The organism is Lentihominibacter sp. (assembly GCF_046951855.1).
GTDB lineage: Bacteria > Bacillota > Clostridia > Peptostreptococcales > Anaerovoracaceae > Lentihominibacter > Lentihominibacter hominis.
The window spans coordinates 57,740-81,993 of the sequence record NZ_JBKTXS010000007.1 but is presented as its reverse complement, the minus strand read 5'-3'; the positions used below and the strand labels follow the sequence as shown (position 1 = coordinate 81,993).

At 39.0% G+C, this 24,254-nt stretch carries 24 protein-coding genes; 16 read left to right on the top strand and 8 right to left on the bottom strand.

The annotated features are described in order from the left end of the window. Positions 1–115: 115 nt before the first annotated feature. From grpE to ACLR96_RS03395, 4 genes are all read left to right on the top strand, one after another. Positions 116–685: a nucleotide exchange factor GrpE gene (gene grpE, locus ACLR96_RS03410; RefSeq protein ID WP_177270125.1), complete on the top strand. Its 570-nt coding sequence runs from the start codon at positions 116–118 to the stop codon at positions 683–685. 35 nt (positions 686–720) lie between these two features. Then, the gene (gene dnaK / locus ACLR96_RS03405; RefSeq protein WP_412265139.1) at positions 721–2,577 is read left to right on the top strand and encodes a molecular chaperone DnaK; all 1,857 of its coding nucleotides are present in this window, start codon (positions 721–723) and stop codon (positions 2,575–2,577) included. 94 nt (positions 2,578–2,671) lie between these two features. After that, positions 2,672–3,826 (top strand): molecular chaperone DnaJ, encoded by a 1,155-nt coding sequence (gene dnaJ / locus ACLR96_RS03400; RefSeq protein ID WP_412265138.1) that lies wholly within the window; start codon positions 2,672–2,674, stop codon positions 3,824–3,826. 85 nt (positions 3,827–3,911) lie between these two features. Further along, on the top strand, positions 3,912–5,291 hold the full coding sequence (locus ACLR96_RS03395; RefSeq protein WP_177270131.1) for an MATE family efflux transporter: 1,380 nt from the start codon (positions 3,912–3,914) through the stop codon (positions 5,289–5,291). A gap of 62 nt (positions 5,292–5,353) precedes the next feature. On the opposite strand, the gene ACLR96_RS03390 is transcribed toward ACLR96_RS03395, so the two are convergent. After that, positions 5,354–6,208 carry a MerR family transcriptional regulator gene (locus ACLR96_RS03390; protein WP_177270133.1) on the bottom strand — a complete coding sequence of 285 codons (855 nt, stop codon included), beginning with the start codon at positions 6,206–6,208 and terminating at the stop codon, positions 5,354–5,356. Positions 6,209–6,286: 78 nt separating this feature from the next. Between ACLR96_RS03390 and ACLR96_RS03385 the strand changes: the two genes are divergently transcribed. From ACLR96_RS03385 to ACLR96_RS03370, 4 genes are all read left to right on the top strand, one after another. Further along, positions 6,287–7,621 carry an MATE family efflux transporter gene (locus ACLR96_RS03385; RefSeq protein WP_177270135.1) on the top strand — a complete coding sequence of 445 codons (1,335 nt, stop codon included), beginning with the start codon at positions 6,287–6,289 and terminating at the stop codon, positions 7,619–7,621. A gap of 99 nt (positions 7,622–7,720) precedes the next feature. Beyond that, positions 7,721–8,695: a 50S ribosomal protein L11 methyltransferase gene (gene prmA, locus ACLR96_RS03380; protein ID WP_177270137.1), complete on the top strand. Its 975-nt coding sequence runs from the start codon at positions 7,721–7,723 to the stop codon at positions 8,693–8,695. Between the two features lie 3 nt (positions 8,696–8,698). Further along, complete coding sequence (locus tag ACLR96_RS03375) at positions 8,699–9,460, top strand: RsmE family RNA methyltransferase (protein WP_177270139.1); 762 nt, start codon at positions 8,699–8,701, stop codon at positions 9,458–9,460. 4 nt (positions 9,461–9,464) lie between these two features. After that, the gene (locus ACLR96_RS03370; RefSeq protein ID WP_177270141.1) at positions 9,465–10,376 is read left to right on the top strand and encodes an NAD(P)-dependent oxidoreductase; all 912 of its coding nucleotides are present in this window, start codon (positions 9,465–9,467) and stop codon (positions 10,374–10,376) included. Between the two features lie 12 nt (positions 10,377–10,388). Here the strand turns inward: ACLR96_RS03370 and ACLR96_RS03365 are convergent, their stop codons facing one another. The 4 genes from ACLR96_RS03365 to ACLR96_RS03350 form a co-directional block, all read right to left on the bottom strand. Further along, entirely contained in the window at positions 10,389–11,756 is a 1,368-nt protein-coding gene (locus ACLR96_RS03365; RefSeq protein ID WP_412265137.1) for a sensor histidine kinase, read from the bottom strand. After that, positions 11,753–12,427 carry a response regulator transcription factor gene (locus tag ACLR96_RS03360; RefSeq protein WP_177270143.1) on the bottom strand — a complete coding sequence of 225 codons (675 nt, stop codon included), beginning with the start codon at positions 12,425–12,427 and terminating at the stop codon, positions 11,753–11,755. Before ACLR96_RS03360 ends, ACLR96_RS03365 begins: the two co-directional genes overlap by 4 nt. A gap of 29 nt (positions 12,428–12,456) precedes the next feature. Then, positions 12,457–13,077: a DUF4342 domain-containing protein gene (locus tag ACLR96_RS03355; RefSeq protein ID WP_177270146.1), complete on the bottom strand. Its 621-nt coding sequence runs from the start codon at positions 13,075–13,077 to the stop codon at positions 12,457–12,459. 196 nt (positions 13,078–13,273) lie between these two features. After that, positions 13,274–15,088, bottom strand: a complete 1,815-nt coding sequence (locus tag ACLR96_RS03350) for a polysaccharide deacetylase family protein (protein ID WP_177270147.1) — start codon at positions 15,086–15,088, stop codon at positions 13,274–13,276. An 86-nt stretch (positions 15,089–15,174) separates the two neighbouring features. Here ACLR96_RS03350 and mtaB point away from each other — a divergent pair, with 86 nt between their 5' ends. The 4 genes from mtaB to ACLR96_RS03330 all read left to right on the top strand — a co-directional run bounded on the left by mtaB (position 15,175) and on the right by ACLR96_RS03330 (position 18,227). Then, positions 15,175–16,509, top strand: a complete 1,335-nt coding sequence (mtaB, locus tag ACLR96_RS03345) for a tRNA (N(6)-L-threonylcarbamoyladenosine(37)-C(2))-methylthiotransferase MtaB (RefSeq protein ID WP_177270149.1) — start codon at positions 15,175–15,177, stop codon at positions 16,507–16,509. A gap of 83 nt (positions 16,510–16,592) precedes the next feature. Further along, positions 16,593–16,934 carry a histidine triad nucleotide-binding protein gene (locus tag ACLR96_RS03340; RefSeq protein WP_177270151.1) on the top strand — a complete coding sequence of 114 codons (342 nt, stop codon included), beginning with the start codon at positions 16,593–16,595 and terminating at the stop codon, positions 16,932–16,934. Positions 16,935–17,018: 84 nt separating this feature from the next. Next, positions 17,019–17,498, top strand: a complete 480-nt coding sequence (locus ACLR96_RS03335; RefSeq protein ID WP_177270153.1) for a CBS domain-containing protein — start codon at positions 17,019–17,021, stop codon at positions 17,496–17,498. Between the two features lie 18 nt (positions 17,499–17,516). Then, complete coding sequence (locus tag ACLR96_RS03330) at positions 17,517–18,227, top strand: TIGR01906 family membrane protein (protein ID WP_177270155.1); 711 nt, start codon at positions 17,517–17,519, stop codon at positions 18,225–18,227. 30 nt (positions 18,228–18,257) lie between these two features. Here the strand turns inward: ACLR96_RS03330 and nadC are convergent, their stop codons facing one another. From nadC to nadA, 3 genes are all read right to left on the bottom strand, one after another. Then, positions 18,258–19,109, bottom strand: coding sequence for a carboxylating nicotinate-nucleotide diphosphorylase (gene nadC / locus ACLR96_RS03325; protein ID WP_177270157.1), 852 nt, complete (start codon positions 19,107–19,109; stop codon positions 18,258–18,260). Next, the gene (locus tag ACLR96_RS03320; RefSeq protein ID WP_177270159.1) at positions 19,109–20,437 is read right to left on the bottom strand and encodes an L-aspartate oxidase; all 1,329 of its coding nucleotides are present in this window, start codon (positions 20,435–20,437) and stop codon (positions 19,109–19,111) included. Before ACLR96_RS03320 ends, nadC begins: the two co-directional genes overlap by 1 nt. A gap of 104 nt (positions 20,438–20,541) precedes the next feature. Next, on the bottom strand, positions 20,542–21,450 hold the full coding sequence (gene nadA, locus ACLR96_RS03315; protein WP_177270161.1) for a quinolinate synthase NadA: 909 nt from the start codon (positions 21,448–21,450) through the stop codon (positions 20,542–20,544). Positions 21,451–21,809: 359 nt separating this feature from the next. On the opposite strand from nadA, the gene rpsU reads away from it, so the two are divergent. The 4 genes from rpsU to ACLR96_RS03295 all read left to right on the top strand — a co-directional run bounded on the left by rpsU (position 21,810) and on the right by ACLR96_RS03295 (position 24,233). Continuing rightward, on the top strand, positions 21,810–21,989 hold the full coding sequence (gene rpsU / locus ACLR96_RS03310) for a 30S ribosomal protein S21 (RefSeq protein ID WP_022146591.1): 180 nt from the start codon (positions 21,810–21,812) through the stop codon (positions 21,987–21,989). 33 nt (positions 21,990–22,022) lie between these two features. Further along, on the top strand, positions 22,023–22,475 hold the full coding sequence (locus tag ACLR96_RS03305; protein WP_177270163.1) for a GatB/YqeY domain-containing protein: 453 nt from the start codon (positions 22,023–22,025) through the stop codon (positions 22,473–22,475). Between the two features lie 157 nt (positions 22,476–22,632). After that, the gene (locus tag ACLR96_RS03300; RefSeq protein ID WP_243206965.1) at positions 22,633–22,839 is read left to right on the top strand and encodes an AbrB/MazE/SpoVT family DNA-binding domain-containing protein; all 207 of its coding nucleotides are present in this window, start codon (positions 22,633–22,635) and stop codon (positions 22,837–22,839) included. Continuing rightward, positions 22,836–24,233 carry a CHAP domain-containing protein gene (locus tag ACLR96_RS03295; RefSeq protein WP_177270165.1) on the top strand — a complete coding sequence of 466 codons (1,398 nt, stop codon included), beginning with the start codon at positions 22,836–22,838 and terminating at the stop codon, positions 24,231–24,233. The genes ACLR96_RS03300 and ACLR96_RS03295 overlap by 4 nt, the downstream gene beginning before the upstream one ends. Positions 24,234–24,254 lie beyond the last annotated feature (21 nt).

Below are 24,254 nucleotides of genomic sequence, written 5' to 3'. Positions count from 1 at the left end.
GGAAAGATAGGTGTGATAGGTCCGACCAGAATGAGATACGGAGAAGTCACATCAGTTGTTGAGTATCTTACAGATAATATAAGCAAAGCGTTTATGATCACGGAAGGAGACAAGGATGACAAAAGTTGATATGGAAGATATAAAAAAAGAAAATACGGAGGAAACTTCGGAAGATCCTGAAAAAGAAGGCAGAGAAGACGGAAAGTCAGAGAAAGAAGAACAGAAGGAAGAGACTTCCAAGAATTCAGATGATGTTTCGGACAATAAGGATGACGCCGAAGACGGAGATACAAGATACCTGAGACTTATGGCGGATTTTCAGAATTATAAGAGACGGGTAGAAAAAGAAAAAACAGATCTTTATTCATACGCTAACGAGAAACTGGTTACTGAAATGCTTGATGTCATAGATAACTTTGAAAGGGCTCTGGAACATGAAGAAGTAGGCGACGGCTTCAAGGAAGGTATGGAAATGATATTTAAACAGCTGAGCGATGTTCTTAAAAAAGCAGGCTTAGCAGAAATTCCGGCACTGGGAGAGGAGTTTGATCCTAATTTCCACAATGCCGTGATGACAGAGGAAACTGAAGAATACGAAAGCGGCAAGGTTTCCGGTGTAATGCAGAAAGGCTATACTTTGAACGGCAAAGTAATAAGGCCGTCCATGGTAAAAGTCGTAGGCTAGCTTTCGAATATAAATATATTTAGGAGGAAAATAGAATGGGAAAAGTAATAGGAATTGACTTAGGAACAACAAACTCGTGTGTAGCAGTTCTTGAAGGGGGAGAACCGGTTGTTATAGCTAATGCTGAGGGAAATAGAACAACGCCGTCAGTAGTAGGTTTTGCAAAGAACGGAGAGAGACTTGTAGGTGAGACTGCCAAGAGACAGGCGATAACCAATCCGGAAAGAACCATAGCATCTATCAAGAGATATATGGGTACGGATCATACAGTAGAGATCGACGGTAAAAAATATACTCCGCAGGATATTTCAGCTATGATTCTGGGAAAACTCAAATCTGATGCTGAGAGCTATTTGGGAGAAAAGGTAACGGAAGCGGTAATTACAGTGCCGGCGTACTTTACAGACAGCCAGAAACAGGCGACGAAAGATGCGGGAAAAATTGCAGGGCTTGATGTAAAGAGAATCATCAACGAGCCTACTGCAGCATCATTGGCTTATGGTCTTGATAAGGATGAGGCACAGCATAAGATTTTGGTTTATGACTTGGGCGGCGGAACATTTGATGTATCTATTCTGGAACTGGGTGACGGAGTTTTCGAGGTTTTGGCGACAAACGGCAACAATAAGCTGGGTGGCGTTGATTTTGATGAAGCTTTGCTGAATTTTATGGCTGACAGTTTCGCTAAAGAAAACGGTGTGGATCTGAGAAATGATAAAATGGCTCTTCAGAGACTTAAAGAGGCTGCGGAGAAAGCTAAGAAAGAACTTTCCAGCGCACAGACTACAAATATAAATCTGCCGTTCATAACAGTAAATGAAAACGGTCCTCTTCATATGAACATGGATATTACGAGAGCTAAATTCGATCAGCTTACGGCAGATCTTGTGAATAAAACCATAGAACCTATGAAGAAAGCAATGGCTGATGCAGGTGTAAGCAACAGTGACATATCAAAAGTAATATTGGTAGGCGGTTCAACAAGAATTCCGGCTGTACAGGATGCTGTTAAGAAGGTTACAGGCAAAGAGCCGTTTAAGGGGATTAATCCTGATGAATGTGTAGCTGTAGGAGCTGCTATTCAGGCAGGGGTTCTTACGGGAGAAGTAAATGATGTATTGCTTCTGGACGTAACGCCGCTTTCACTGTCTATCGAAACATTAGGCGGTGTTGCTACGAAGCTTATAGAAAGAAATACGACAATACCTACTAAGAAGAGTCAGATATTCTCAACTGCGGCTGATAATCAGACAGCTGTAGACATCCATGTAATGCAGGGTGAAAGAGAAATGGCTTCCGATAACGCTACTCTGGGACGATTCCAGCTTACAGGAATTCCGCCTGCGCCACGTGGAATACCTCAGATAGAAGTTACATTTGATATCGATGCAAACGGTATTGTAAATGTAAGCGCTAAGGATATGGGAACAGGTAAGGAGCAGAGCATAACTATTACTTCCTCCACAAAACTTTCAGATGATGAGATTCAGGCTAAAGTTAAGGAAGCAGAGCAATATGCGGCTGAAGATAAGAAAAAGAAAGAAGAGATCGAAGCAAGAAATAAGGCTGAGACTTTAGTATATGAAACTGAAAAGAATATGAAAGATCTTGAAGGATCACTTTCAGATGATGAGAAAAATGATATAAATGCGGCTAAAGATGAACTCTCAAAAGCATTGGAAGCCAATAATATCGATGATATTAAGGACAAGACAGAAAAACTTACGGAAAAATTCCATACTCTTTCAGCTAAAATGTATCAGCAGGCTCAGGCTGCCGGAGCAGATCCTAATATGGCAGGGGGAGCAGGTGCTTCGACTGATAGTAATGCAGCACCTAAGGATGATAATGTGGTTGACGCTGACTACGAAGTCGTAGATGATGATAAATAAGCTATAACGGTGAGATGGATTGAATAATTTATGATAACAGCTTGCGGTCTTTTAAGGCCGCAAGCGAAGTTATGTTTATATAGAGGAAGTATCAATGGCAGATAAGAGAGATTATTACGAGGTCCTTGGATTACAAAAGGGGGCCAGTGATGATGAGATAAAGAAGGCTTTCAGAAAAATGGCTATGAAATATCATCCCGATAAAAATCAGGGTGATAAAGAAGCTGAGGAGAGATTCAAGGAAATCAATGAAGCATCCGCAGTGCTTTCTGATCCCGAAAAGAAAGAAAAGTATGACAGATTCGGTCATGCTGGTGTAGATCCTAATTCGGGCTTCGGGGGCGGCAGTGGTTTTGGAGGCTTCGGAGGTTTTGGAGGGTTTGAAGATATCTTTGATATGTTCGGAGGTGCTTTTGGAGGTTTCGGGGGCGGTAGCAGAGGCAGTTCGCGCAGAAACGGGCCGAGAAAAGGCAGTGATCTTCAGAAGGCTATAACCATAGATTTTGAGGAAGCTGCATTCGGTACAAAAAAGCAGATCCGCATAAACAAGTTTGTAGCATGTAAAACTTGTGACGGCACCGGAGCGGCGCCGGGTACATCAAAGAAGCAGTGTCCTAAATGCGGAGGAACGGGAGAGGTTAGGACTTCTCAGAGGACGCCGCTGGGAACATTCCAAAGCGTATCACCTTGTCCTGACTGTAACGGTACAGGAGAGATAAATGAAACGCCTTGCAGAGACTGTGGGGGAACGGGAAGAGTGAAAGAGAATGTAACTATTTCCGTGAACATACCTGCAGGTGTGGATAATGATTCGGTTATTCCTATTAAAGGTCAGGGCGAGCCCGGGATTAATGGGGGGCCTGACGGGGATCTGTATATAGTGATAAATGTGAAGCCTCACAAACTCTTTGAACGAAGAGGACAGGATTTATGGCTTGAAATACCTATAACTTTTGATCAGGCGGCTCTTGGAGATGATATAATAGTACCTACCCTGGAAGAGAAAGTTTCCTATAAGGTTCCGGCCGGAACACAGCCCGGTACGGTATTCAGACTCAAAGGAAAGGGGATAAAGAGCCTTAGGAGCAGTAAGAAGGGAGATCTTTACGTCAAAGTCACTTTGGAAGTGCCTACGAAGCTTAATTCCAAACAGAAAAAAGCTATTGCATCTATGGGGAAAACTGTGACAAGTGAATGTTATCATAAGAAAAGCAGTTTTCTGGATTCAATAAAGGAATTTTTCTCATAAAGTTGTAAAGAAGCAAAGAGTGTAGATCCTCAGGATCTACACTCTATTTGTGGTTAGTGAGTATGTTTGCATTGTGGTGTGTGAAATGATAAAAAAGAAAGAAAATGAAAAAGATTTGCAGAGTAATGGAGCTAAAATGATGTTTTCGAACAAGTATCTTATGAAGCTTCTGTGGCCTCTTTTTATAGAACAATTTCTTGTTTTTGCGGTGGGGCTTCTTGATTCGGTGATGGTGGCAAGTGTGGGAGAGGCTGCGGTATCGGCTGTATCTCTTGTGGATTCCGTCATGGTATTGGTTATTACTGTGCTGACGGCTTTGGCTACGGGTGGAGCAGTAGTTGTAGGCCAGTTTCTTGGGCAGCAGAAAAAAGACAATGCTAACAAAGCGGCAGATCAGCTCATGGTTTTTTCGGTAATTTTAACTTTGGCTATAATTGTTATAATGTATATCTTTAAAGATCAGTTCCTCTCTCTCGTTTTCGGAGATATAGAGAAAGATGTTCTTGAATACTGTAATACTTATTATATCATAGTGGTAGCATCTATTCCTTTTATATCCATATATAATTCAGGCGCGGCTCTTTTCAGAAGTGTAGGAAATTCAAAAGCTTCTATGAATGTATCTTTGCTGATGAATATTATTAATGTGACCGGCAATGCAATATTGATATTCGGATTTCACAGAGGTGTTGAAGGAGTCGCCATACCTACACTGATATCAAGAATCACAGCTGCTGCTGTGATGATCGCGCTTTTGAGAAATCAGAACAGACAGGTACATATAAGCAGAGGTATAGGTGTAAAGCCTGACTGGGGATTTATAAAAAAGATTTTAAAGATAGGTGTTCCCAATGGGGTGGAAAACAGTATGTTTCAGCTGGGCAAGCTTATACTGCTCAGCATGATATCAGGTTTGGGGACTGTATCAATAGCAGCTAACGCTGTTTCAAATGCTGTTTCAATGATAGCTGTTCTTCCTGGTATGGCAATGGGATATGGTGTAGTATCAGTAATAAGTATATGTGTGGGGGCCGGAGATTATGGGCAGGTGAGATTTTACACGAAAAAACTGCTGAAATGGGTATATGCTGCCATGCTGTTGACGAATGTTCTTATAATGTTAGCTATGCCTTTTATCATAAAAATATACGGGTTGTCACAGGAAACAGGAGAACTTGCTTCACAGCTGATAATGGTTAACTGCGTGTCCGCCATATTTATTTGGCCGCTGTCATTTACTGTGCCTAATGTACTGAGAGCTGCGGGAGATGTGACTTTTACTATGATAGTAGGTGTTGCATCTATGTGGATATTCAGGATCATGTTTGGTATTGTGTTAGGCAAATATATCGGATTGGGAGTTTTGGGAGTATGGATCGCAATGGTTGTGGATTGGGCTGTACGTTCAATATGTTTTTGCCTGAGATATCGTGGCAGCAGATGGAAAAATGAGGTCATAAAATAAAGAAGATATGTATGATATATGATATGAAATCAATATATTGAGATCCCGGACGTATCAGATAATTATGTCTGAGGTTTTTCGCTTATGGGAAGGGCTACTTTTACAATATATTCGTCGAGACTTGAACGTGAAGCACTGTCTAAAAGGATATCTTCAAAAAAATGTTTTCCGGGAATGTAATTGTTTTTTACGGCAAAGTCAATGAGCCTCGGAAGCATGGAACATACAGGATTAAAACCAAGAGTACTGTATATGACTGCATAAGCTCTTGGAGGAATAGTGGTTATATTGACAGAAGAATATCCGATGTCTTCCGGAGTAAGTTTTGTATAAAGATGGGAATAACGGTAGTTTTCCGATGTATATCCTCCGTCTACAGCAATAAGACCGCCTGTCACATAAGGACTGAATATTTGGTTTTGGTGACAATGGGATAAATGGTTGGCATAAGCTGAGTATTCGTCGATATTATTGGGGCCGCCGCTGTATTCGGTGATTATATAATGCTCCTGCGGACGATATTCTATGTGGATATAGCTATGACGGGCTTGTATGCCTTCTTCTGTTATTTTGATTTTTCCTCTGATAAAAGTTTTGAGCCAAAGTAGCTCAGAAATTTTTTCATCTATGAGTGTGTCATGTTCCTTAAGAAGCATCAGAAAAGATGATGGGTTTCTTCTGGCCAGATATTCTTTTATATAAGATAGAGGAATGTCGAGTTCTTTTAACATGGCGATAGTATTATAGGTATCAAACTGAAGGACCGAATAATATCTGTAACCATTGCTTCCTATTATTTCGGGTTTAAGTATTCCGATCTGATCATAATGGAATAGAGTTTGTTTTTTTACTCCGCATAGCTTAGCGAATTCTCCTGTTGTAAAATATCCTTTAGGCTTTTTTCTGAATTTTCCCATTATATTACTCCTGAAAATTAAAAATATTGTTGACTATATGGTTACAGTATACTTTATTATAAAACAGGAGGTAAATATATGGAAGCTATTTTTTCGGATAAAGTTACACCTAAAAGGTTTATTCACTTTGTATGGCCATCCGTACTGATGATGGTTATAATTGGTCTTTATTACAATATGGATTCCATTTTTGTAGTCAATTTAGTAGGAGAAGATGCATTGGCAGGTCTTTCTATAGCTTATCCGGTGCAGGGACTTATGTGGGGATTTGCTGTCATGCTGGCAGCAGGATCAAGTGCAATAGTGGCTATAAAGATGGGAGAAGGTGACCAGCAGGGAGCAAATGAAAAATATACCCTTATATGTATAGTATCTATTATTTCAGGTATTTTGTTTTCGGTGATATGTATCATTTTTATGGATCCTATCGTAAATTTTTTGGGAGCTACTGATGAATTGGGAGAATATTGCCGCGACTATCTTCAGATTCTTGTGTGGGGATTTCCTGCAGCATTTTTGGGGCAGCTGTTTGAATATTTCATAAGAGTAGACGGAAAGCCGGCCTTTACATTGTTTCTGTATCTTTCAGGCGGCGTTGTACATCTGATCCTTGATTACATATTTATGGGACCTATGGATATGGGAATAAAAGGAACTGCATATGCTAATATAAGCGGTTTTGTGGTCATTATGCTGGTAGGGGGCGCATACTTCATATTTGCTGATACCAAGCTTAAGTTTGTTAAATTGAAAAATGACTGGAGATTCATAGGGCACTGCTTCTTAAACGGATCTTCTGAAATGGTAAGTGAGGCGTCGTCAGGCATAACAACTTTTTTCTTCAATATAGTCATTATAAAGATAGTAGGCAATGTAGGCGTTGCAGCCATGAGCATTGTACTGAATATCCATTATCTGCTTATCTCGATACATTTAGGATATGTGATGGGAGTCGCTCCTCTGATAAGTTATTTTTACGGAGCAAAGGATTATGACAAAGTAAATATATTCATAAAGTACTCAAAACGGTTTATACTGGTGACATGTATAGTAAGCGCCGTAGGATGTCTGCTGTTTGGGAAATATATAGTTATGATTTTTGAAAGACCGGGAAGCGAGCTGTTTGATATAGCTCTCACAGGTGTAAGATTCTTATCGGGAGCATTGCTTTTGTGCGGAGCCAATATATTTGCTTCGGGATTTTTCACTGCATATGGCAACGGACCTGTTTCAGCTCTTATATCAATGTCCAGAGCTTTGATAATGAATATAATAGGTGTTATGATTCTAAGCTGGCTGTTTGGTATGACGGGAGTTTTCCTGACGCTCACATTTGCAGAAATAACCACATTGGGGCTTACATTTGCGATGTTTAAAAAATACAAAAACAGATATCACTACAGGCTTGGATGATATGAATATTCACTAAGGAATTGCGTAAAAGCCCGGAGGCTGTTGGCTCATCCGGGCTTTTCTGTTATAATCATACATATTAAAATGGGAGGAAATAATATGAAATATATTGAATTCAAAGTACGTGCCAGTAGACAGGGGATAGAGCAGGTAACTGCTATGTTTATGTCAAAAGGAATAGATAGTGTCTCCATAACAGATCCGGCTGATATGGAAGATATTTTGAATAAAAAGAATGAGTACGACTGGGATTATGTAGATGATCAGCTTAAGGAAGATCTTGAGCGTGAACCGAGTATTTCAGCTTATTTTGAAGATACTCCGGAAAACAGAGAAAAAATACAGGAACTTAAAATAGCAGTGATGATGCTTAAGAGCAAGGAGCTTGAAGGCCTCTACGGTTGGGACGTAGACTTCGGAAGGTTATATGCAGAGGCGGTGACTGTAGATGATGAAGATTGGAAGGATAAATGGAAGGAAAATTTCAAGCCTTCTAAGATAACCAAGCGTATAGTGGTGAAACCAACGTGGGAAGAGTACATCGCCGGCGATGGAGAAATCGTACTCCAGATAGATCCGGGAATGGCTTTTGGAACAGGAACTCATGAGACTACTTCTTTATGTCTCAGGCTGATGGAAAAGTATCTCAGCGATTTTCCTGAGAATAAAAAGGTTCTTGATATAGGATGCGGGTCAGGTATCCTTTCCATAGCTGCTGCTCTTTTAGGGGCAGGCGAGGTCATGGCTGTTGAGATAGATAAGGATGCTGTAAGTGTAGCTGCCGAAAACGTAAAACTCAACGGAGTTTTAAATAATGTGTCTGTAGTTCAGGGAGATCTGACAAAAGGAATAGATTTTAAAGCTGATATTATTGTGGCTAACCTGATGGCAGATCTTGTTATGGTGCTTGCTGAAAGTGCAGCAAATCATATGGAAGATGGAGGAATATTCATATCCTCAGGTATATTGACAGAAAAGAAGGAGACTGTATCTGAAGCTATAAGGAATGCAGGTTTTGAAATACTTGAAATAGAAGAAGACGGCGAGTGGTGTGCCATAGTGGCAAGAAGGTAAGTAATGAGAAGATTTTTTGTTCCTCCTGAGAATGTAGGAGAAAAGTATATCACGATAGATGATAAAAACGATTTGCACCATATGGAGAGAGTGCTGCGTCTTTCGGCAGGTGACAGGCTGGATATTTCAGATTCGCAAGTTTGGGAATACAGGACTGAAATAGTGTCTATTGATGAAGACTGCGCAAAAGTTTTGATCTTGGATAAACAAAAATTTTCTTCGGAACCTGATATCAAGATAACGTTGTTTCAGGGCATACCTAAACAGGGAAAGATGGAGCTGATAGTACAGAAAGCCGTAGAGCTTGGCGTAAGCAGTATAATTCCTGTATTTACTGACAGGACAGTGGTGTCTGATAAGGGTAATTTCAGTAAGAAAATACAGAGGTGGCAGAAGATATCGGATGAAGCGGTTAAACAATGCAGACGCGGGATAATTCCGCAGATATCACAAGCTGTTAAAATGACGGAGGTGATAGATTCATTCGGTGACTTTGATCTTGTTCTGTTTCCATATGAAAATGAAGATGGCGTGACGATAAAGGATGTTCTGAGACAGCAAAATGGCTCATCAGACAATGCCAAAGAGCTGAATGTGGAGAGTATAGCCGTCATAATAGGACCTGAGGGAGGATTTTCCCGGGAAGAAGCTGAAAGAATTACCGGAAGCGGAGGAAAATCAGTATCGCTGGGTAAAACGATTTTGAGAACTGAGACAGCATCTCTTGCGGCATTATCAATGATCATATATGAAATGGAGTTATGATGACATGAAATGTGTATTTTTGGACTGTGCAGGGGTGAATCCCGGAGATATATCATGGAAAACTTTTCAACATTTTTGTACATTTCAGTGGTATGAAAAGACTGAAAAAGAGCAGATGCAAGAGAGGCTTATAGGAGCAGAAGCTATCATTACAGATTCTGTAATAATAGACAGGAAAATCATGGAACAGTTCACTGATCTGAAGTATATAGGAATAGCAGCTACAGGATTTGACAACGTTGATACAGAAGCAGCAGAAGAGCTGGGAATAGCAGTTACCAATGTTCCCGCATATGCGTCGGATGCTGTTGCACAGCATGCGGCAGCTCTTCTGCTGTATGTAACTAACAAGATACATATATATGATGACGCAGTGAAAAACGGTAAATGGAACAGTAAAAGTGACGGTGGATTTTCTGATGTATCTATAACCCTGCTTTGCGGAAAATCTATCGGAATAATAGGTTATGGGGCTATCGGAAAGAGGATAGCAGAGATCGCAAAGGCTCTTGGAATGAAGGTGAACATATACAGTCGCAATCCGAGCGCCGCCATATCTTCTGATGTGGTATCACTGAGCTGCCCCCTAACAGAAGACAACGCCGGAATTGTTAACGAAGATTTTATAAACAATATGAAAGATGGCGCTGTACTTATCAATACGGCCAGAGGCGGGCTTATAGATGAAAATGCTCTGGCCCGGGCTTTGAAATCAAGGAAGATTTCGGCAGCTGCGATAGATGTGATGGCTTTGGAACCACCTGAAAAAGACAATCCGCTTTTATCTCTTGAAAATTGTTTTATCACTCCTCATATAGGTTTTTCTCCTTTAGAAACGAGGAGAATCGTAATAGAAACATGTGCAGAAAATCTTAAAAGTTTTCTTAAAGGAGGGCGTCTTAACAGGATAGTATAAGGAATGCAGTTGCTATAAATTCTTTTGCGGCAGACTGACTGTTATTCTGGTTCCTATGTCTTCACGCGACAGTATGCTGAAATATCCGCCATGTTTGTCTATTATCCATTTTGCGATGGAAAGACCCAGACCTGTTCCTCCGTTGTCTTTTCTTCTTGCCGGATCAGAACGGAAAAAACGTTCGAAGACGTGAGGAATATCGTTTCCTCTGATACCTATGCCTTCGTCTTGGACTATAAAGGAAGGCGTATTATTGGTCAGCATAGTTTTTAATATGATGGATGATCCTTCAGGAGTATATTTGACAGCATTATCCAACAGTATGCGGACTGTCTGCTTAAGCATTGATATATCACCGTATGCCTGTATGTCCTCTTTTGCCGGTTTAAAAATATATTTATGTTTGTGATCTATCATTGTTGATTCTTCATATACTTCCTGCATCATGTCATTGAGTGATATGGCTTGTATATTGAGTTTTGTCTTTCCACTGTCACTTCTTGCAAGGAAAAGCAGCTGTTCTACAAGTTTTTGCATATGTTGGGTTTCACTTTTTATGGCATCTATAGATTCATCTAGTATTTTCTCATCATTTTTTCCCCATCTGTCCAGCATATTTACATAACCCTGTAATACTGAAAGCGGTGTGCGCAGCTCGTGAGAGGCGTCTGAAACGAATCTGGACTGCTGTCTGTAGCTGTCTCTCATTCTGTCCAGCAAATTGTTGATAGAGTTTTCGAGCTGTATCATTTCAGCATTGCCGGTGCGGAGCTTAACTCCTTCTTTGGCAGGACTTATGGCATTTATGGCATTTTCCAGTTCAGCGAATGCTTGCTGGTCAAAGTCAGTAGTGTTTCCCAGGATATGTGCTTTAAAGGCCAACTCATCTAGGGGCGCCAGATGACGTCTTATTTTAGAGGCTCCTGAAACTGCACAGGAAAATAGAGTGATCATTTCTGTAAAAATTAGTACATAGAGACAGGATGTTAGATTTACAAGAAAGTCTCCGCTGTAAAGAAAATGTTCAAAATCGTTGCTATCTTTATATACATATACGGTTTTCATTAAAAATTTTTCAAATTTTTTAGGAAATATGAAAGTGAAACGGTTTTTATCGGTTTCTTTGTATTGAATTGTGGCTTTATATTCATCTGATGATCGATCGTTTTCTTCTATTTTCAGCGATGTAACTGATGAGAATTTTCTGTCAGAAAATACTTTAAGAGTACTGCTGCTTTTTTTTTCTGCGCTGTAACACCACATAGAGACAGAGATGACTATAATCAGAATGTCTATTAGTATAAAAGATGACAGCAGCTGAGAAAAGTTGCCGGCGTTTATTTTTCTTGATATGGATTTTGTATGCTTATTGTCACTCATTTTATTATATACCCCACGCCTCGTACGGTTCGTATTATCTTATCGTTGAATACATCATCTATCTTATTTCTCAGATAATAGATATACACATCGACAATGTTGGTTTCTCCCATGTAATCATATCCCCAGACTTTGTTGAGCAGGGTGTCTCTTGATAAAACTATTGATTTGTTTTCCATGAGGGTTCTTAGAAGAATAAATTCTCTGTTGGTAAGCTGTATATCATTATTATCATATGTTACGCGTCTTGATGAGGTATCAAGACATAATTTTCCTGCTGTCAGCATGTTGTCCTCAAAACCGGCTGTTTTTCTGTGTTTGAGGCAGACCCTTATACGGGCCAGAAGCTCTTCTATAGCGAAAGGTTTTGTTATGTAGTCGTCGGCACCCATATCAAGGCCTGATACTTTGTCCATAACTGCGTCACGTGCTGTCAGCAGTATGACCGGGACATGGGAAGATCTTCTCAACCGGCGAAGCACCTCAAGACCGCTTATTTGGGGAAGCATTATATCCAAAAGGATAAGATCGAAATGGCCTGACTGGGCCATTTCGAGTCCGTTTCTTCCATTGAATACTTTTGTTGTTTCATATCCTTCATGGGAAAGCTCCAGCTCTATAAATCTTGCAATTTTTTCTTCATCTTCAATGATAAGTATTTTTTCTGACATGTATATCTAATTTCCTTTTTACTCGTATATTAATTTTCCTGTGTTTCATTTTTATTGTTTTCGGTATCTTTTTCACGATTTTCAGAACTGTTCGGATAGGCATCTTTGCAGGAAAATTCATCTTTTATATTTTCAGCAGCGTCTCCGGCTTTGTTCATGACTGAGTTTACTTTATCATTGCCAAGATCAGGTCCCGAAAAACTGTACCTGTAGCCGCAGAATAGGGCTATCAGCATTATTATGAGTACTGTGCATAAAGATATTACCATCAGTATTACAAGAAGTATAACGGGAATATCCATGATATTTCTGCCGTTTTTAGATACGATAAATGTATTTTCACACCCCTTTTTGAGAAGAAAGACTATGCCATCCCATATAATTTTGAAAAAACTTCTCTCTTTTTTCTTGTTTTTGTCGTAATTCTGGTAAGTTTCCGCAACTTGTTTCGGATTTTTCGGTACTTCTTGATGAGTGTTGGAAGGAGCAGTATACGAACCGGAGTTTTCACTTTTTATCTTGCCTCTTGCTTCGAGTTCGATAACTGCATCCAGAAGATCCCAGTCACATTGTTCCAAAATCTCTTTTGCCTCTTCATAAGAAATATTAGCTCTTTTTTTCAGTTTTTCTGCTTTTTCTATATTATCCATATTTTCCCTTTATTCCTTTGATTCATGCGAAATATCTTTTTGTGTTTCTGCGATATCAACACTGCCGGCTGTTGTTTGATATGAGATAATGATAAACAACAGATATTAGATAATTATTTAAGAAAGATTAGAATTTCATTAGAAATATATTTTATCATATTTCTGAGGAAACAGTGGGATTTTTATACTGCGTATATTATTGAAGGAATGTAAAGAATTCTTTTGCAGGAATATCGGGAGGTCTCAAATGTCGCTTTAGTTTATAAAGGCATTGTGGGTCTCCTTTTTTTACGGTACTTACTCCTTCTGTACAACTCAAGGTTGCCTTGAAGCCGATATCTTTCAGTACAGTGTCTGTATTTTCATTAAAAGCGCCGAATGGATATGTAAAGGTATTGGGAGCAACACCTGTTACATAGGCTATTTTGTCCTGCAGATGACATATATCAGAGGTAAGAAACGATTTATAATGGCTGTCGCTTTCATTTGATACCTGGGAAACTCCATTTCTTTGGTCATATGTATGACAGTCATAGGAATGGTTTTGTATTTCCCAGTATCCTGAAAGATGCATTTCCAGGATATCGTCCCATGTTACGTGAGCATAATTGGGGTTTTTATCATTACTGTTTGAAAACTCGTCAGACATTTTTCCCACTACTGAGATAACTGCCTTCATATTATACTTTTTGAGGAGTGGATAAGCGTAATAATAATTATTGTAATATCCGTCATCGAAGGTGATAACGATAGGCTTTTTGGGAAGTTTGCTTTTCCCTTCTACGAAGGATATTACATCTTTCATGAAAACAGGAGTATATCCTTGTTCTTTCAGATATTTGAGATCTTCCTCAAAAAGCTTGGGAGAAACGATATATTTATTATTATTTTTGTTTTCTTTTAATATAGAGTGATACATGATTATGGGGAGCTGTATTTCGTTAGCGTTTGACGTTTCTGCAGAGGCCTGCATTTCTTCAAGATAGTGGTTTTTTTCGATAAAAGGATATTTTCTTTCATATTTTCCTGTGGTTTCATTTTTTATTACAGTGCAGCGGTGAGATGACAGGAGCTTGGTTATAGAGTAAAGATCTATCCATATTTGAGTGGGGCTGTCTTTTGCTTCTTCATCAAATACAAGCTGCATGCCGAAATGAAGATGTGGAGTGTCGATATTATTGGTGTTTTCTTTGAGGCTGTAACCGGTCTGTCCGGTATATCCTATGACATCACCGGCTGTGACGGTTGCTCCAACATATAGATTATCGGCGTAAGGATCGTCCTTTTGAAGGTGAGCATAATAATAATATCGCTGTTTGTCATAACTTCTTATACCAAGCCTCCAGCCTCCGTACTGATTCCATCCGAGAGCTTCGATTGTACCGCTTTCAACAGCGATAACAGGAGTGCCGACAGAAGCCATCATATCATGTCCTAAATGTCTTCTGCTGTATCCGTAACTTCTGTTTTCTCCGAAATCATCAAAATCGGAATAATAAAATCCATCAGCGATGGGAGAGAAAGCTTTGAGTCCATAAGCCTTTTTCCATGTTTCCTCTCCTGATTCTTTGTCTGGTATCTTTATCTGATATTCTCCAAGAAAGCCATTCAGCACAGCTCCATAAGCTCTGCTGTAGTAGTTGAAGTATTCCATGTCTTTGGTTATGGTTGCTGTTGATTTGCCTTTTTTTACCTCAGAGACGAAGCTGTCCATGTCCTGTTTTTTGTAATTATCAAAATTACCGCTGTATTTGGCACCCAGATAGGCCAGAATATCTACCCAGTCTATGTGTGTTTGTTCATCATATGTATCTATGTCGATATCCATAGCACGCTTGAGGACTTCGTAAGGTATATTGAATTCCACCCATTTTATGGGGTTCTGATTGTCTTTTACTTTTTTGCCTGTAAGAGCAGCAGGGTCTGATAAAAGTACAGAAAAACATAATGATAAAGCGGTACATATGGCTAATATGCTTATTACCATGGCTTTGGCTTTTTTCTTTTCCATAAAAACCTCCTTGACTATTTAAAAATATGAACGTATCCTTTGTTTTATGTGTATAGCAGCTGTGTTATAATGAATTAGGAGGACATATGATGAAGGTTGCGTTTCATACATTAGGATGTAAAGTTAACAGATATGAGACAGAGGCAATTTCTGAAAAATTCAGGGCAGCAGGGTATGAGGTCGTGAATGAAAGAGAGTTTGCCGATGTTTATGTCATAAATACATGTACGGTTACTGCTGTGGCTGATAAGAAGTCAAGACAGTATATACGGAAGATGAAAAAGGTAAATCCCCATAGTATAGTTGCAGTAACAGGCTGCTATGCTCAGATAAAGCCGGAGGAAGTATCAGCAGTGGAAGGTGTGGATATCGTTGCAGGAACCAATGAAAAGAGCCGCCTTACACAGTATGTATCCAGATTCATGCAGGAGAGGATAAAGCAGATACATATAAAAGGGTATGAAGAACTCGACGTGTATGATGATATAGGGATCATCAGCGATTCTGAAAACAGGACGAGAGCTTATATAAAGATCCAGGAGGGATGTAACAGATTTTGTACATATTGTGTTATCCCATATGCCAGAGGCAAGGTGAGAAGCAGAGATTTTGACGAGATCATAAGTGAGGCAGAGCAGCTTATAAAGGCCGGTTATAAGGAACTTGTTTTGACAGGAATAAATACTGCACTTTATGATATGGAAAATAAGAATGAGCGAAAGCCACAGCTTTATGGAGTCGAAAAGATAATTGCAGCTCTTGATAAAATGCAGGGAGACTTCAGGGTACGTTTAAGTTCACTTGAACCTGCTGTAGTTAATGCCGATTATGTCAAAAGACTTTTGAAATATGAAAAATTATGTCACCATCTGCATCTTTCTGCTCAGAGTGGCAGCGACGATATCCTTTGTGCCATGAACAGACCATATGACAGAAAAGGATATATGGATATAGTGAAGGTTCTGAAAGAATTTGATCCGTTATATGGGATATCAACTGATATTATAGTAGGGTTTCCGGGAGAAAAGGAGAAGGATTTTGAAGAAAGCTGCAGTCTCGTGGAGCAGTGCGGATTTTGTAAAACCCATATTTTTAAATATTCCAAGAGGCCGTTTACAAAAGCGGCCGAAATGAAGGGACATATAGCGCCTCAGGTAAAAAACAGGAGAAGCGATAAGTTGCATAAAGCGGGAAGGATGGCGGCGGCAGAATTTTTCAGACGTAATAAAGGCAATATTGAAAAAGTTCTTCTTGAGGAGGTATATGAGGAGAAAATAATGATCACAGGGTATACAGGCAACTATATTAAGACATATATAAAAACAGAACATATGGAGAAGGCGGAGGAGATGCTCAATACCATCGTAGAAGTAAAGCTGACAGAACCTTACAGTGATGGCATGATGGGAGAACTGGTTTAAGGAGCAGTAAATATAGCTAAAAAAGAAAGTCTATAAATGGAATAATGTGGTATAATGAACAAAAATAGAAAGGAGATGAAGATATGAACGATTGTATATTTTGCAGGATATCTAAGGGAGAGATACCTTCAAACAAGGTATATGAAGATGATAAGATTTTATGTTTTCATGATTTGGACCCTCAGGCACCGGTTCATGTACTAATCATACCCAAGAAACATATAGCTTCGCTTGATGATGTTGGTGAAGAAGATAAAGAGCTTTTGGGACATATAATGACTAAAGTGAAAGATATTGCGAAGACACTGGGTCTGGAAAACGGGTACAGACTGGTAAACAACTGCGGAGAAGATGGGTTTCAGACAGTCAAACATATACACTTTCATCTTTTGGGAAAGAGAAAGATGACATGGCCTCCGGGCTGATAGGAAGATAAAATAAATATCAATATACATACAGGGGTAGACGCAATACAGTTGACTGCTGCCGTGTGGGCGGGGAGGAAGGCTATGATCAAAGTAAAAGATATCATGGAAGAAAACGTTTATACATGCCACGAAAATGTTAATGTAAAAGAGGTCATGGAGTATCTGTATGAAAAGGGGATCGGAGGAGTTCCTCTTGTTGATGGCGATTTGAAAGTAGTCGGTTTTATAAGTGACGGCGATATAATGAAATATGTGTCGAAACATAAACCGATTATTTTTGATTATTGTGATATATCTGTTACTGTTATTGATAATACTTCTTTTGAGGACAAGGTTCAGGATCTCATGGAAATGAAGGCTGCAGAGATTGCTACAAAGGATGTTGTCTGCATGGATTCAGAAGACAGTGTCGATGAAGCGGCGCAGGCGCTTTCAGTGCAGAAGATAAAAAAGGTTCCTGTTGTCAGCAACGGAACGTTAGTCGGCGTTGTCAGCAGATCAATGATAATAAGGCACATAATGCAGAATATGATCACTGTCTATGATGAAATTGCTGATTGAAAGGATGATTCTTAATAAATGAGATTTGCGCATTGGACGGCAGGAGTAATTTTTGCGTTTTCATTGATTGTTATGTTATTATTTATAAGCATAGATATTGTTTTATATTCTGATTTCAGCGTATATGAAGAGGGATACAGGAAATACGATGTGCTGTCGGAGCTTGATATGACAATGGATGATGTCATGTATGTTACAGAGGAGGTAATGACATACCTGAGGGGTGATACGGATGTATTATCAGTTGTAACAGATATAGAGGGAAAAGAGCAGGAATTTTTCAACCAGCAGGATAGATTTCATATGGAGGAAGTAAGAGTTTTGTTTGCTGCAGGAATACGGATAAGGATGGGATCATGTATAGTAATGGCAGTCTGCCTTATTTTTCTCTTTATCACGAAGGCAAATATAATAAGAATTTTTGCGAGGTCTTATCAGGCAGTATTATCTGTAACGGTGTTATTTTCTGCTGTAATAGCGGTTGTATCATTTATAGATTTCAATAAGGTGTTTGAGATTTTTCACCGGATATTTTTTAATAATGATCTGTGGCTGTTTGATCCTGCTGAAGATTATATGATAAGATTATTTCCGGAAGGATTTTTTGCTGATATGGCTGTAAGGATAGTTTTTGTGTTTGCTGTCTCTTTGGCGGTGATTTTCATTTTGAGTATGTTTCTTTTTAAATATAAAAAGAAACATAATAAAGAAGAGATACGAAAGTTTTAGCAGATATCGTATCTCTTTTTGAGTTCAGGATCAAAGCAATTTAAGGTTTTTAAGGGAAAGATCAAGGATAGGAGCAGAGTGGGTAAGAGCTCCGCTTGATATGTAGTCGACACCTATATCTACAAGCTTTTTCAGGTTTTCTGCCGTAACGTTTCCCGAACATTCTGTTTCCGCTTTGCCTTTAACCATTTCAACAGCTGTTTTCATATCTTCCTCAGACATGTTGTCCAGCATAATTATATCCGCTCCTGCTTCAAGGGCTTCCTGCAGCATTTTTAGGTTCTCCACTTCCACTTCTATTTTTCTTATAAAAGGGGCATATTCCTTCGCCATTTTTATTGCATTAGCAACGCCTCCGGCTGCATTTATGTGATTATCTTTAAGCATAACACCATCTGAAAGGTTATATCTGTGGTTATATCCGCCGCCTGTTCTTACAGCGTATTTTTCGAATATTCTCATATTAGGCGTAGTCTTTCGGGTATCGAGAAGTTTTGTTTTGCTGTTCTTGAGGATATCGGACATATTTTTTGTATATGTGGCGATGCCGCTCATTCTCTGTAAAAAATTGAGAGCTGTTCGTTCACCTGACAATATGGCTTTTACATCGCCGATAATGGTAGCTATAAGCTGTCCGTTTTTTATCATATCACCGTCGGAAACTGAAGTTTCCATGCGTATGTCATCATCAAGAAGTTCGAAAACACGTTTGAATACATCAAGGCCTGCAATGATTCCGTCCTCTTTGCATAAAAGCTGAGCAGAACCGTAAGTTTTTTTTCTGACTACAGAATTTGTGGATACATCTTCTGAAGATATATCCTCATGCAGTGCCATTAAAATTAAATGATCTGCATTGTTTTTCATTGTAATATTGTCCATTATGCCGACTCCTTCTTATCTTTTCGGATAGCTTCAAGTATCTGTTTTTTGTTGTTTTCAGTATATTTTTGCGTGTCTTCATATTCTGTCAATGTAAGATTATATATTTCTGACAGTGATTCCAGAGGCATTCCGATATTTTTGCTGAATCTCTGTGATCCTAAGGAGGGGCTGCTGCTTATATGCATGGCTGCACTTTTTGCGAAAACAAGACTTTCCAGAAGTGAGTTGCTTGCAAGCCTGTTGGCTCCATGGACTCCGTTACAGCATGTTTCTCCTGATGCATACAGATGATTCATAGAGGTGCGACTGTTCAGATCGACATCAACTCCGCCCATAAAGTAATGCTGAGCGGGTACTACAGGTATCAAATCTTTTGTTATATTATAGCCATGTTCCAGACATTTTCTGTATATATTCGGAAACCTGTCTTTTATATTTATATTTTTTATAGGCAGGAAAGATAGCCATACGTGTTCTGTACCATCTTTTTTCATCTGTTGGAAAATCGCATTGGAAACTACGTCACGCGGAAGGAGTTCATTGACAAAACGGTTTCCGTTTTTATCGTATAAATGTGCTCCTTCGCCGCGTACAGATTCCGATATCAGAAATCTTCTGTCGTCAGCTTTTGAAAAAAGAGTGGTAGGATGTATTTGTATATAGCTGATATTTTTCAGTTTGATATTTCGTTTTAGAGATATAGCAAGGGCATCTCCTGTAAGATGAGAAAAGTTTGTGGAGTTGTTATATATGCCTCCGATCCCTCCGCATGCCCACATCACATTCTCTGCAAACACGGGAATTATACTGCCTGACGGATCGGTCATAAGAATTCCGTCACAGCTCTGGTTTTTGCATAATACATCCAGCATGGTTGTATGAGTCATGATGGTTATGTTCTTTTTTTCTTTTACGTGTGATAAAAGCTTACTGGTGATTTCTTCACCTGTAATATCATCGTGATATAATATTCTGTTGGTAGAGTGGGCTCCTTCACGTGTAAAAGCAAGCTTGCCAGAGTTTTTTTCGAATTCTACGCCATATTCAATAAGTTCATTTATTACTGTTTGAGATTCTCTGATCATAAAGTCTACAGATTCTACGCTGTTTTCATAATGTCCGGCTTTCATTGTATCTTCGAAAAAACTATCGTAATCATCATCGCCTTTTAATACACAGATACCGCCTTGTGCCAGAAAAGAGTCGCTTTCTTCCAGACCGCCTTTTGTGATCATTAAAATATCCATATCTGAAGGGAGATGCAATGCCGTAAAACAACCGGCAACTCCTGTACCTACAATGATCACATCATATTTGTTTTTCATGATGAGTCAATCCTTCTTTCTTATAAATTGTTTAAAGGGACATGATTTTTTATATCCCAAAAAATTTTAAAATTTAAAATAATTGGTAAGATATGATTTTTAGATTATCTTGATAATTCAAGCATTTTTTTCATAGGTGCGTATGAGTTTTTAATAAGAGTCTCGTCCATATTTATTTCCGGAGATTCTTTTTCGAGTGCTTCGATAATATTATCTATGTTGATTTTTTTCATATTGGAACAGACTTGAGGAGTTTTGACAGTAAAGAATGTCTTGTTGGGATTTTTCTTTTTCAGTTCATATAAAACGCCCGATTCAGTAATGATTATGTATTCTTTACTATCGTTTTCTGTGGCATAATTTATTATTCCCGATGTACTTCCGGTGTAATCTGCAAGAGCAACTACCTCAGGCTTCGATTCCGGATGTACCAGAACAGGAGCATTAGGATGTTTTTTCTTTACCGCCATAATGTCATCAGCTGTTATTTCGTGATGTACGTAGCAGAAACCGTCGTTGAATATAAAATTTTTTTCGGGAATTCTGTCTGCGATAAAATGGGCAAGATTTTGATCAGGTATGAAATATATATTTTTGTTAGACAGAGCTTTCACTATTTTCAGAGCATTTGAAGAGGTAACACAAACGTCACTGTTTGCCTTAAGTTCTGCTGTAGAATTAACATAGCAAACTACGGCTACGTCATCATATTTTTCACGCACAGCTTTGATCTTGTCTGTATCGGCCATATGAGCCATAGGGCAGTCGGCAGTTATGTCGGGTATCAGTACCTTTTTATGGGGGTTGAGTATTTTTGCGCTTTCTCCCATGAAAGAGACTCCGCAGAGTAAGATTATGTCTGCGTCAACCTTAGAGGCTGTTTCACTCAGATAATATGAATCTCCGACAAAATCAGCCAGATCTTGAACCTCATCGTTTACGTAATAGTGTGCCATTATTACTGCGTTTTTTTCTTTCTTCAAATCCTGTATCCTATGGATCTTTTCATTCATAACATTAACTCCTTTGTCGGCGTCTGATGATGACAGACGCGTTAATAATCTGCATGTCAAATTGTCTTGAGTATAACATGTTTTAAGAGTTTTAACAAGACAAATGTCTTTAACTGTGTCAAGACAATAGTGGGGCAACTGAAAAGTTTTAATAAAGTTGATTTGTAAGTATATACTTAAAAGCAGGACCGGCAATGTTTTTCAAAGTATAAAGGCCCGATGCAGTTTGGGAACAAAATAATCGGCTTATACAAAAAAATCTTGCATAAATCCGTATAAAATAGTATAATAGCAACGTTATAGGCAAGCCGTTCTTAGGTTTACAAAGATTTCTGTAAAGTCAGGAGGTGAAACGGGAAATGGCACAGGTGATAGTAAGAGAAAACGAAAGCTTGGAAAGCGCTTTAAAGAGATTTAAGAGGTCTTGCGCAAGAGACGGAGTTATGTCCGAACTCAGAAAGAGAGAACATTACGAGAAACCTAGCGTAAAGAGAAAGAAGAAGTCTGAAGCTGCGAGAAAAAAGGCTAAAAAGTATTAGTTTTAGACAAATTGCAGATTAGAGGTGTTTTAATTGACCTTGAAAGAAAGATTGAACGCTGACTTTAAGGAAGCGATGAAAAATAAGCAGACGGTACGAAAAGATACCATAAGCTTTGTGAGAGCTGCTATTAAGCAGTTTGAAGTAGACAATAGGGAAGAAATCGACGATGCAGGGATTGCGTCCATCTTAGCCAAGCAGGTTAAGATGAGAAAAGATGCCCTCGCTGATTTTGAATCGGCCGGAAGAACGGATCTTGTGGAAGCTTATAACGCAGAAATCGAAGTTCTTACAGAGTATATGCCTAAACAGCTTACGCCGGATGAAATACTGGATATTGTAGCGGATACGGCAGCCACATTAGGCGTAGAAAAAGGCAGCGGAAAAGCCTTCATGGGTAAACTTATGGGAGCTACGATGCCTAAGGTAAAAGGGGTTGCTGACGGTAATAACGTGAAAGATGCCGTAGAGCAGTTTCTTGGATAACATACAACATATAGATATTGTTTAAAAATCGGTGATGATATGAATAAATATCATCACCGATTTTTTTCTTTTTATGACATTTTTTCTTGTTTTTTTATGTAAAAAGATGGTACAATTCATTTCAGTAAGAAATTAAGAAAGTGGGAATTTCCTACCAATGAAAATGATAACTGAATTGAGAAGAAAGTCTCAGATAACCATTCCCAAAGGAATTGTAACAAAGCTCAATTTAAAGGAAGGGGATAGTCTGGAAATATATGAAAAGGACGGTGAGATAAGGATCGTTCCTGTTTGTGTATATCCGGTAGGTTATATTGAAGGATTGAAAAGGGAAATCGAACGCTTGAGAAAGGATCACAGATGAAGAAATTATTTTCACTGATAATATCATTCATAATTGCCGTTTCTATCGTAATGCCGCTGACAACGACAGAAAGCAATGCGGCGTTCAGTGCAAGGACAACCGTTCCGTCATATAGTTCTGCAGCGGGAAAGACTTATTATTATACGAATAATAATATATTTTACAGTTCAGGATACGGTCCTAATCAGGTTAAAAGGTCTGACGGAAAGTATGTCACCGGTAACTGTACTTGGTATGCCTATGGCAGAGCCAGTGAGATATTGGGAAAAAATCTCAATACAAACTTCAGGTGGGATGCATCCAGGTGGTGGGACATAAATAAACAGGGAAATTATTATCCATATGGCAGCACGCCTAAAGTGGGCGCTATAGCCTGTTATGATTCTCATGTAGCCATAGTTGAAAAAGTTGTTAATGGTAAACCTTATGTATCGGAATCAAGCTGGACTTTGTCGGCATCTAAGCCTACGACTGCCGATCAGCTGGTCTTTCATTATGGTTCTCCATGGAGCAATTCTCTTAAAGGTTACATCTATATCACAGATACGGATTCTTCATCGTCTTCGGAAGTTAAAAATGTAGATTACAGTGTTAAAATAACGGCCAAAGATCTTAATATGAGGACGGGACCTGGAACTGAATACAGCCGTATAGGCTATGTTAAGAAGGGGACTTATAAAGCCAGTCAGGAGTGCGGAAACTGGGTTAAATTGGCTGACAGTGGCTATTGGGTTTGTATGAGTTATGTAACCAAGGTGAATACTTCTTCTGAAAACGTTGTTGATACAGGAACAGATGCTAATTATCGAGTAAAAATCTCTGCGGTAAATCTCAATATGAGACTTGGTCCGAGTACAAGCTATAAGAGCAAAGGATATATAACCCCGGGAAATTATACGATAATCAAGACATCAGGCGATTGGGGAAAAGTTAAGGAAACGGGTTACTGGGTAGCTCTTAAGTATACTTCAAAGATAAATTCATCTTCTTCTGAAAGTTCCGGAAACGGATCATCTTCTTCCAGCGGTACATATAAAGTGGAGATAAACACGCTGGCGCTCAGAATGAGGACGGGTCCGGGGACTGAGTACAGCATGAAAGGTCTGCTTCTTATAGGGACACAGTGCACTATAAAAGCTAATAAAAACGGCTGGGGACAGTTGGCGGAGAATGGCTACTGGATCAAACTTTCGTATACCGTTCCCGTAGATGGTGAATATAATGTAAAGGTAACGGCGAAAGACCTCAATATGAGAACAGGTCCCGGAATTTTTTATACCAGAAAAGGTTATATAAAACCGGGTACTCATACTATAGTTGAAACAGACGGAGGTTGGGGTAAAGTAAAGAGCAACGGTTACTGGATAAAGTTATCATATACTACAAAGATATAGTATGTTATAATATAGCCTGCT

What these genes read in the sequence shown, in the direction of transcription:
- nadC (WP_177270157.1), bottom strand. Translation starts at nt 19,109, where the DNA reads ATGGACAATATTACAATGAAAAACAATGCAGATCATTTAATTTTAATG.
- ACLR96_RS03365 (WP_412265137.1), bottom strand. Translation starts at nt 11,756, where the DNA reads ATGAGTGACAATAAGCATACAAAATCCATATCAAGAAAAATAAACGCC.
- ACLR96_RS03320 (WP_177270159.1), bottom strand. Translation starts at nt 20,437, where the DNA reads ATGAAAAACAAATATGATGTGATCATTGTAGGTACAGGAGTTGCCGGT.
- ACLR96_RS03300 (WP_243206965.1), top strand. Translation starts at nt 22,633, where the DNA reads ATGAAAATGATAACTGAATTGAGAAGAAAGTCTCAGATAACCATTCCC.
- ACLR96_RS03355 (WP_177270146.1), bottom strand. Translation starts at nt 13,077, where the DNA reads ATGGATAATATAGAAAAAGCAGAAAAACTGAAAAAAAGAGCTAATATT.
- ACLR96_RS03295 (WP_177270165.1), top strand. Translation starts at nt 22,836, where the DNA reads ATGAAGAAATTATTTTCACTGATAATATCATTCATAATTGCCGTTTCT.
- prmA (WP_177270137.1), top strand. Translation starts at nt 7,721, where the DNA reads ATGAAATATATTGAATTCAAAGTACGTGCCAGTAGACAGGGGATAGAG.
- ACLR96_RS03350 (WP_177270147.1), bottom strand. Translation starts at nt 15,088, where the DNA reads ATGGAAAAGAAAAAAGCCAAAGCCATGGTAATAAGCATATTAGCCATA.
- ACLR96_RS03340 (WP_177270151.1), top strand. Translation starts at nt 16,593, where the DNA reads ATGAACGATTGTATATTTTGCAGGATATCTAAGGGAGAGATACCTTCA.
- ACLR96_RS03385 (WP_177270135.1), top strand. Translation starts at nt 6,287, where the DNA reads ATGGAAGCTATTTTTTCGGATAAAGTTACACCTAAAAGGTTTATTCAC.
- dnaK (WP_412265139.1), top strand. Translation starts at nt 721, where the DNA reads ATGGGAAAAGTAATAGGAATTGACTTAGGAACAACAAACTCGTGTGTA.
- ACLR96_RS03360 (WP_177270143.1), bottom strand. Translation starts at nt 12,427, where the DNA reads ATGTCAGAAAAAATACTTATCATTGAAGATGAAGAAAAAATTGCAAGA.
- ACLR96_RS03335 (WP_177270153.1), top strand. Translation starts at nt 17,019, where the DNA reads ATGATCAAAGTAAAAGATATCATGGAAGAAAACGTTTATACATGCCAC.
- dnaJ (WP_412265138.1), top strand. Translation starts at nt 2,672, where the DNA reads ATGGCAGATAAGAGAGATTATTACGAGGTCCTTGGATTACAAAAGGGG.
- mtaB (WP_177270149.1), top strand. Translation starts at nt 15,175, where the DNA reads ATGATGAAGGTTGCGTTTCATACATTAGGATGTAAAGTTAACAGATAT.
- rpsU (WP_022146591.1), top strand. Translation starts at nt 21,810, where the DNA reads ATGGCACAGGTGATAGTAAGAGAAAACGAAAGCTTGGAAAGCGCTTTA.
- nadA (WP_177270161.1), bottom strand. Translation starts at nt 21,450, where the DNA reads ATGAATGAAAAGATCCATAGGATACAGGATTTGAAGAAAGAAAAAAAC.
- grpE (WP_177270125.1), top strand. Translation starts at nt 116, where the DNA reads ATGACAAAAGTTGATATGGAAGATATAAAAAAAGAAAATACGGAGGAA.
- ACLR96_RS03370 (WP_177270141.1), top strand. Translation starts at nt 9,465, where the DNA reads ATGAAATGTGTATTTTTGGACTGTGCAGGGGTGAATCCCGGAGATATA.
- ACLR96_RS03390 (WP_177270133.1), bottom strand. Translation starts at nt 6,208, where the DNA reads ATGGGAAAATTCAGAAAAAAGCCTAAAGGATATTTTACAACAGGAGAA.
- ACLR96_RS03330 (WP_177270155.1), top strand. Translation starts at nt 17,517, where the DNA reads ATGAGATTTGCGCATTGGACGGCAGGAGTAATTTTTGCGTTTTCATTG.
- ACLR96_RS03395 (WP_177270131.1), top strand. Translation starts at nt 3,912, where the DNA reads ATGATAAAAAAGAAAGAAAATGAAAAAGATTTGCAGAGTAATGGAGCT.
- ACLR96_RS03375 (WP_177270139.1), top strand. Translation starts at nt 8,699, where the DNA reads ATGAGAAGATTTTTTGTTCCTCCTGAGAATGTAGGAGAAAAGTATATC.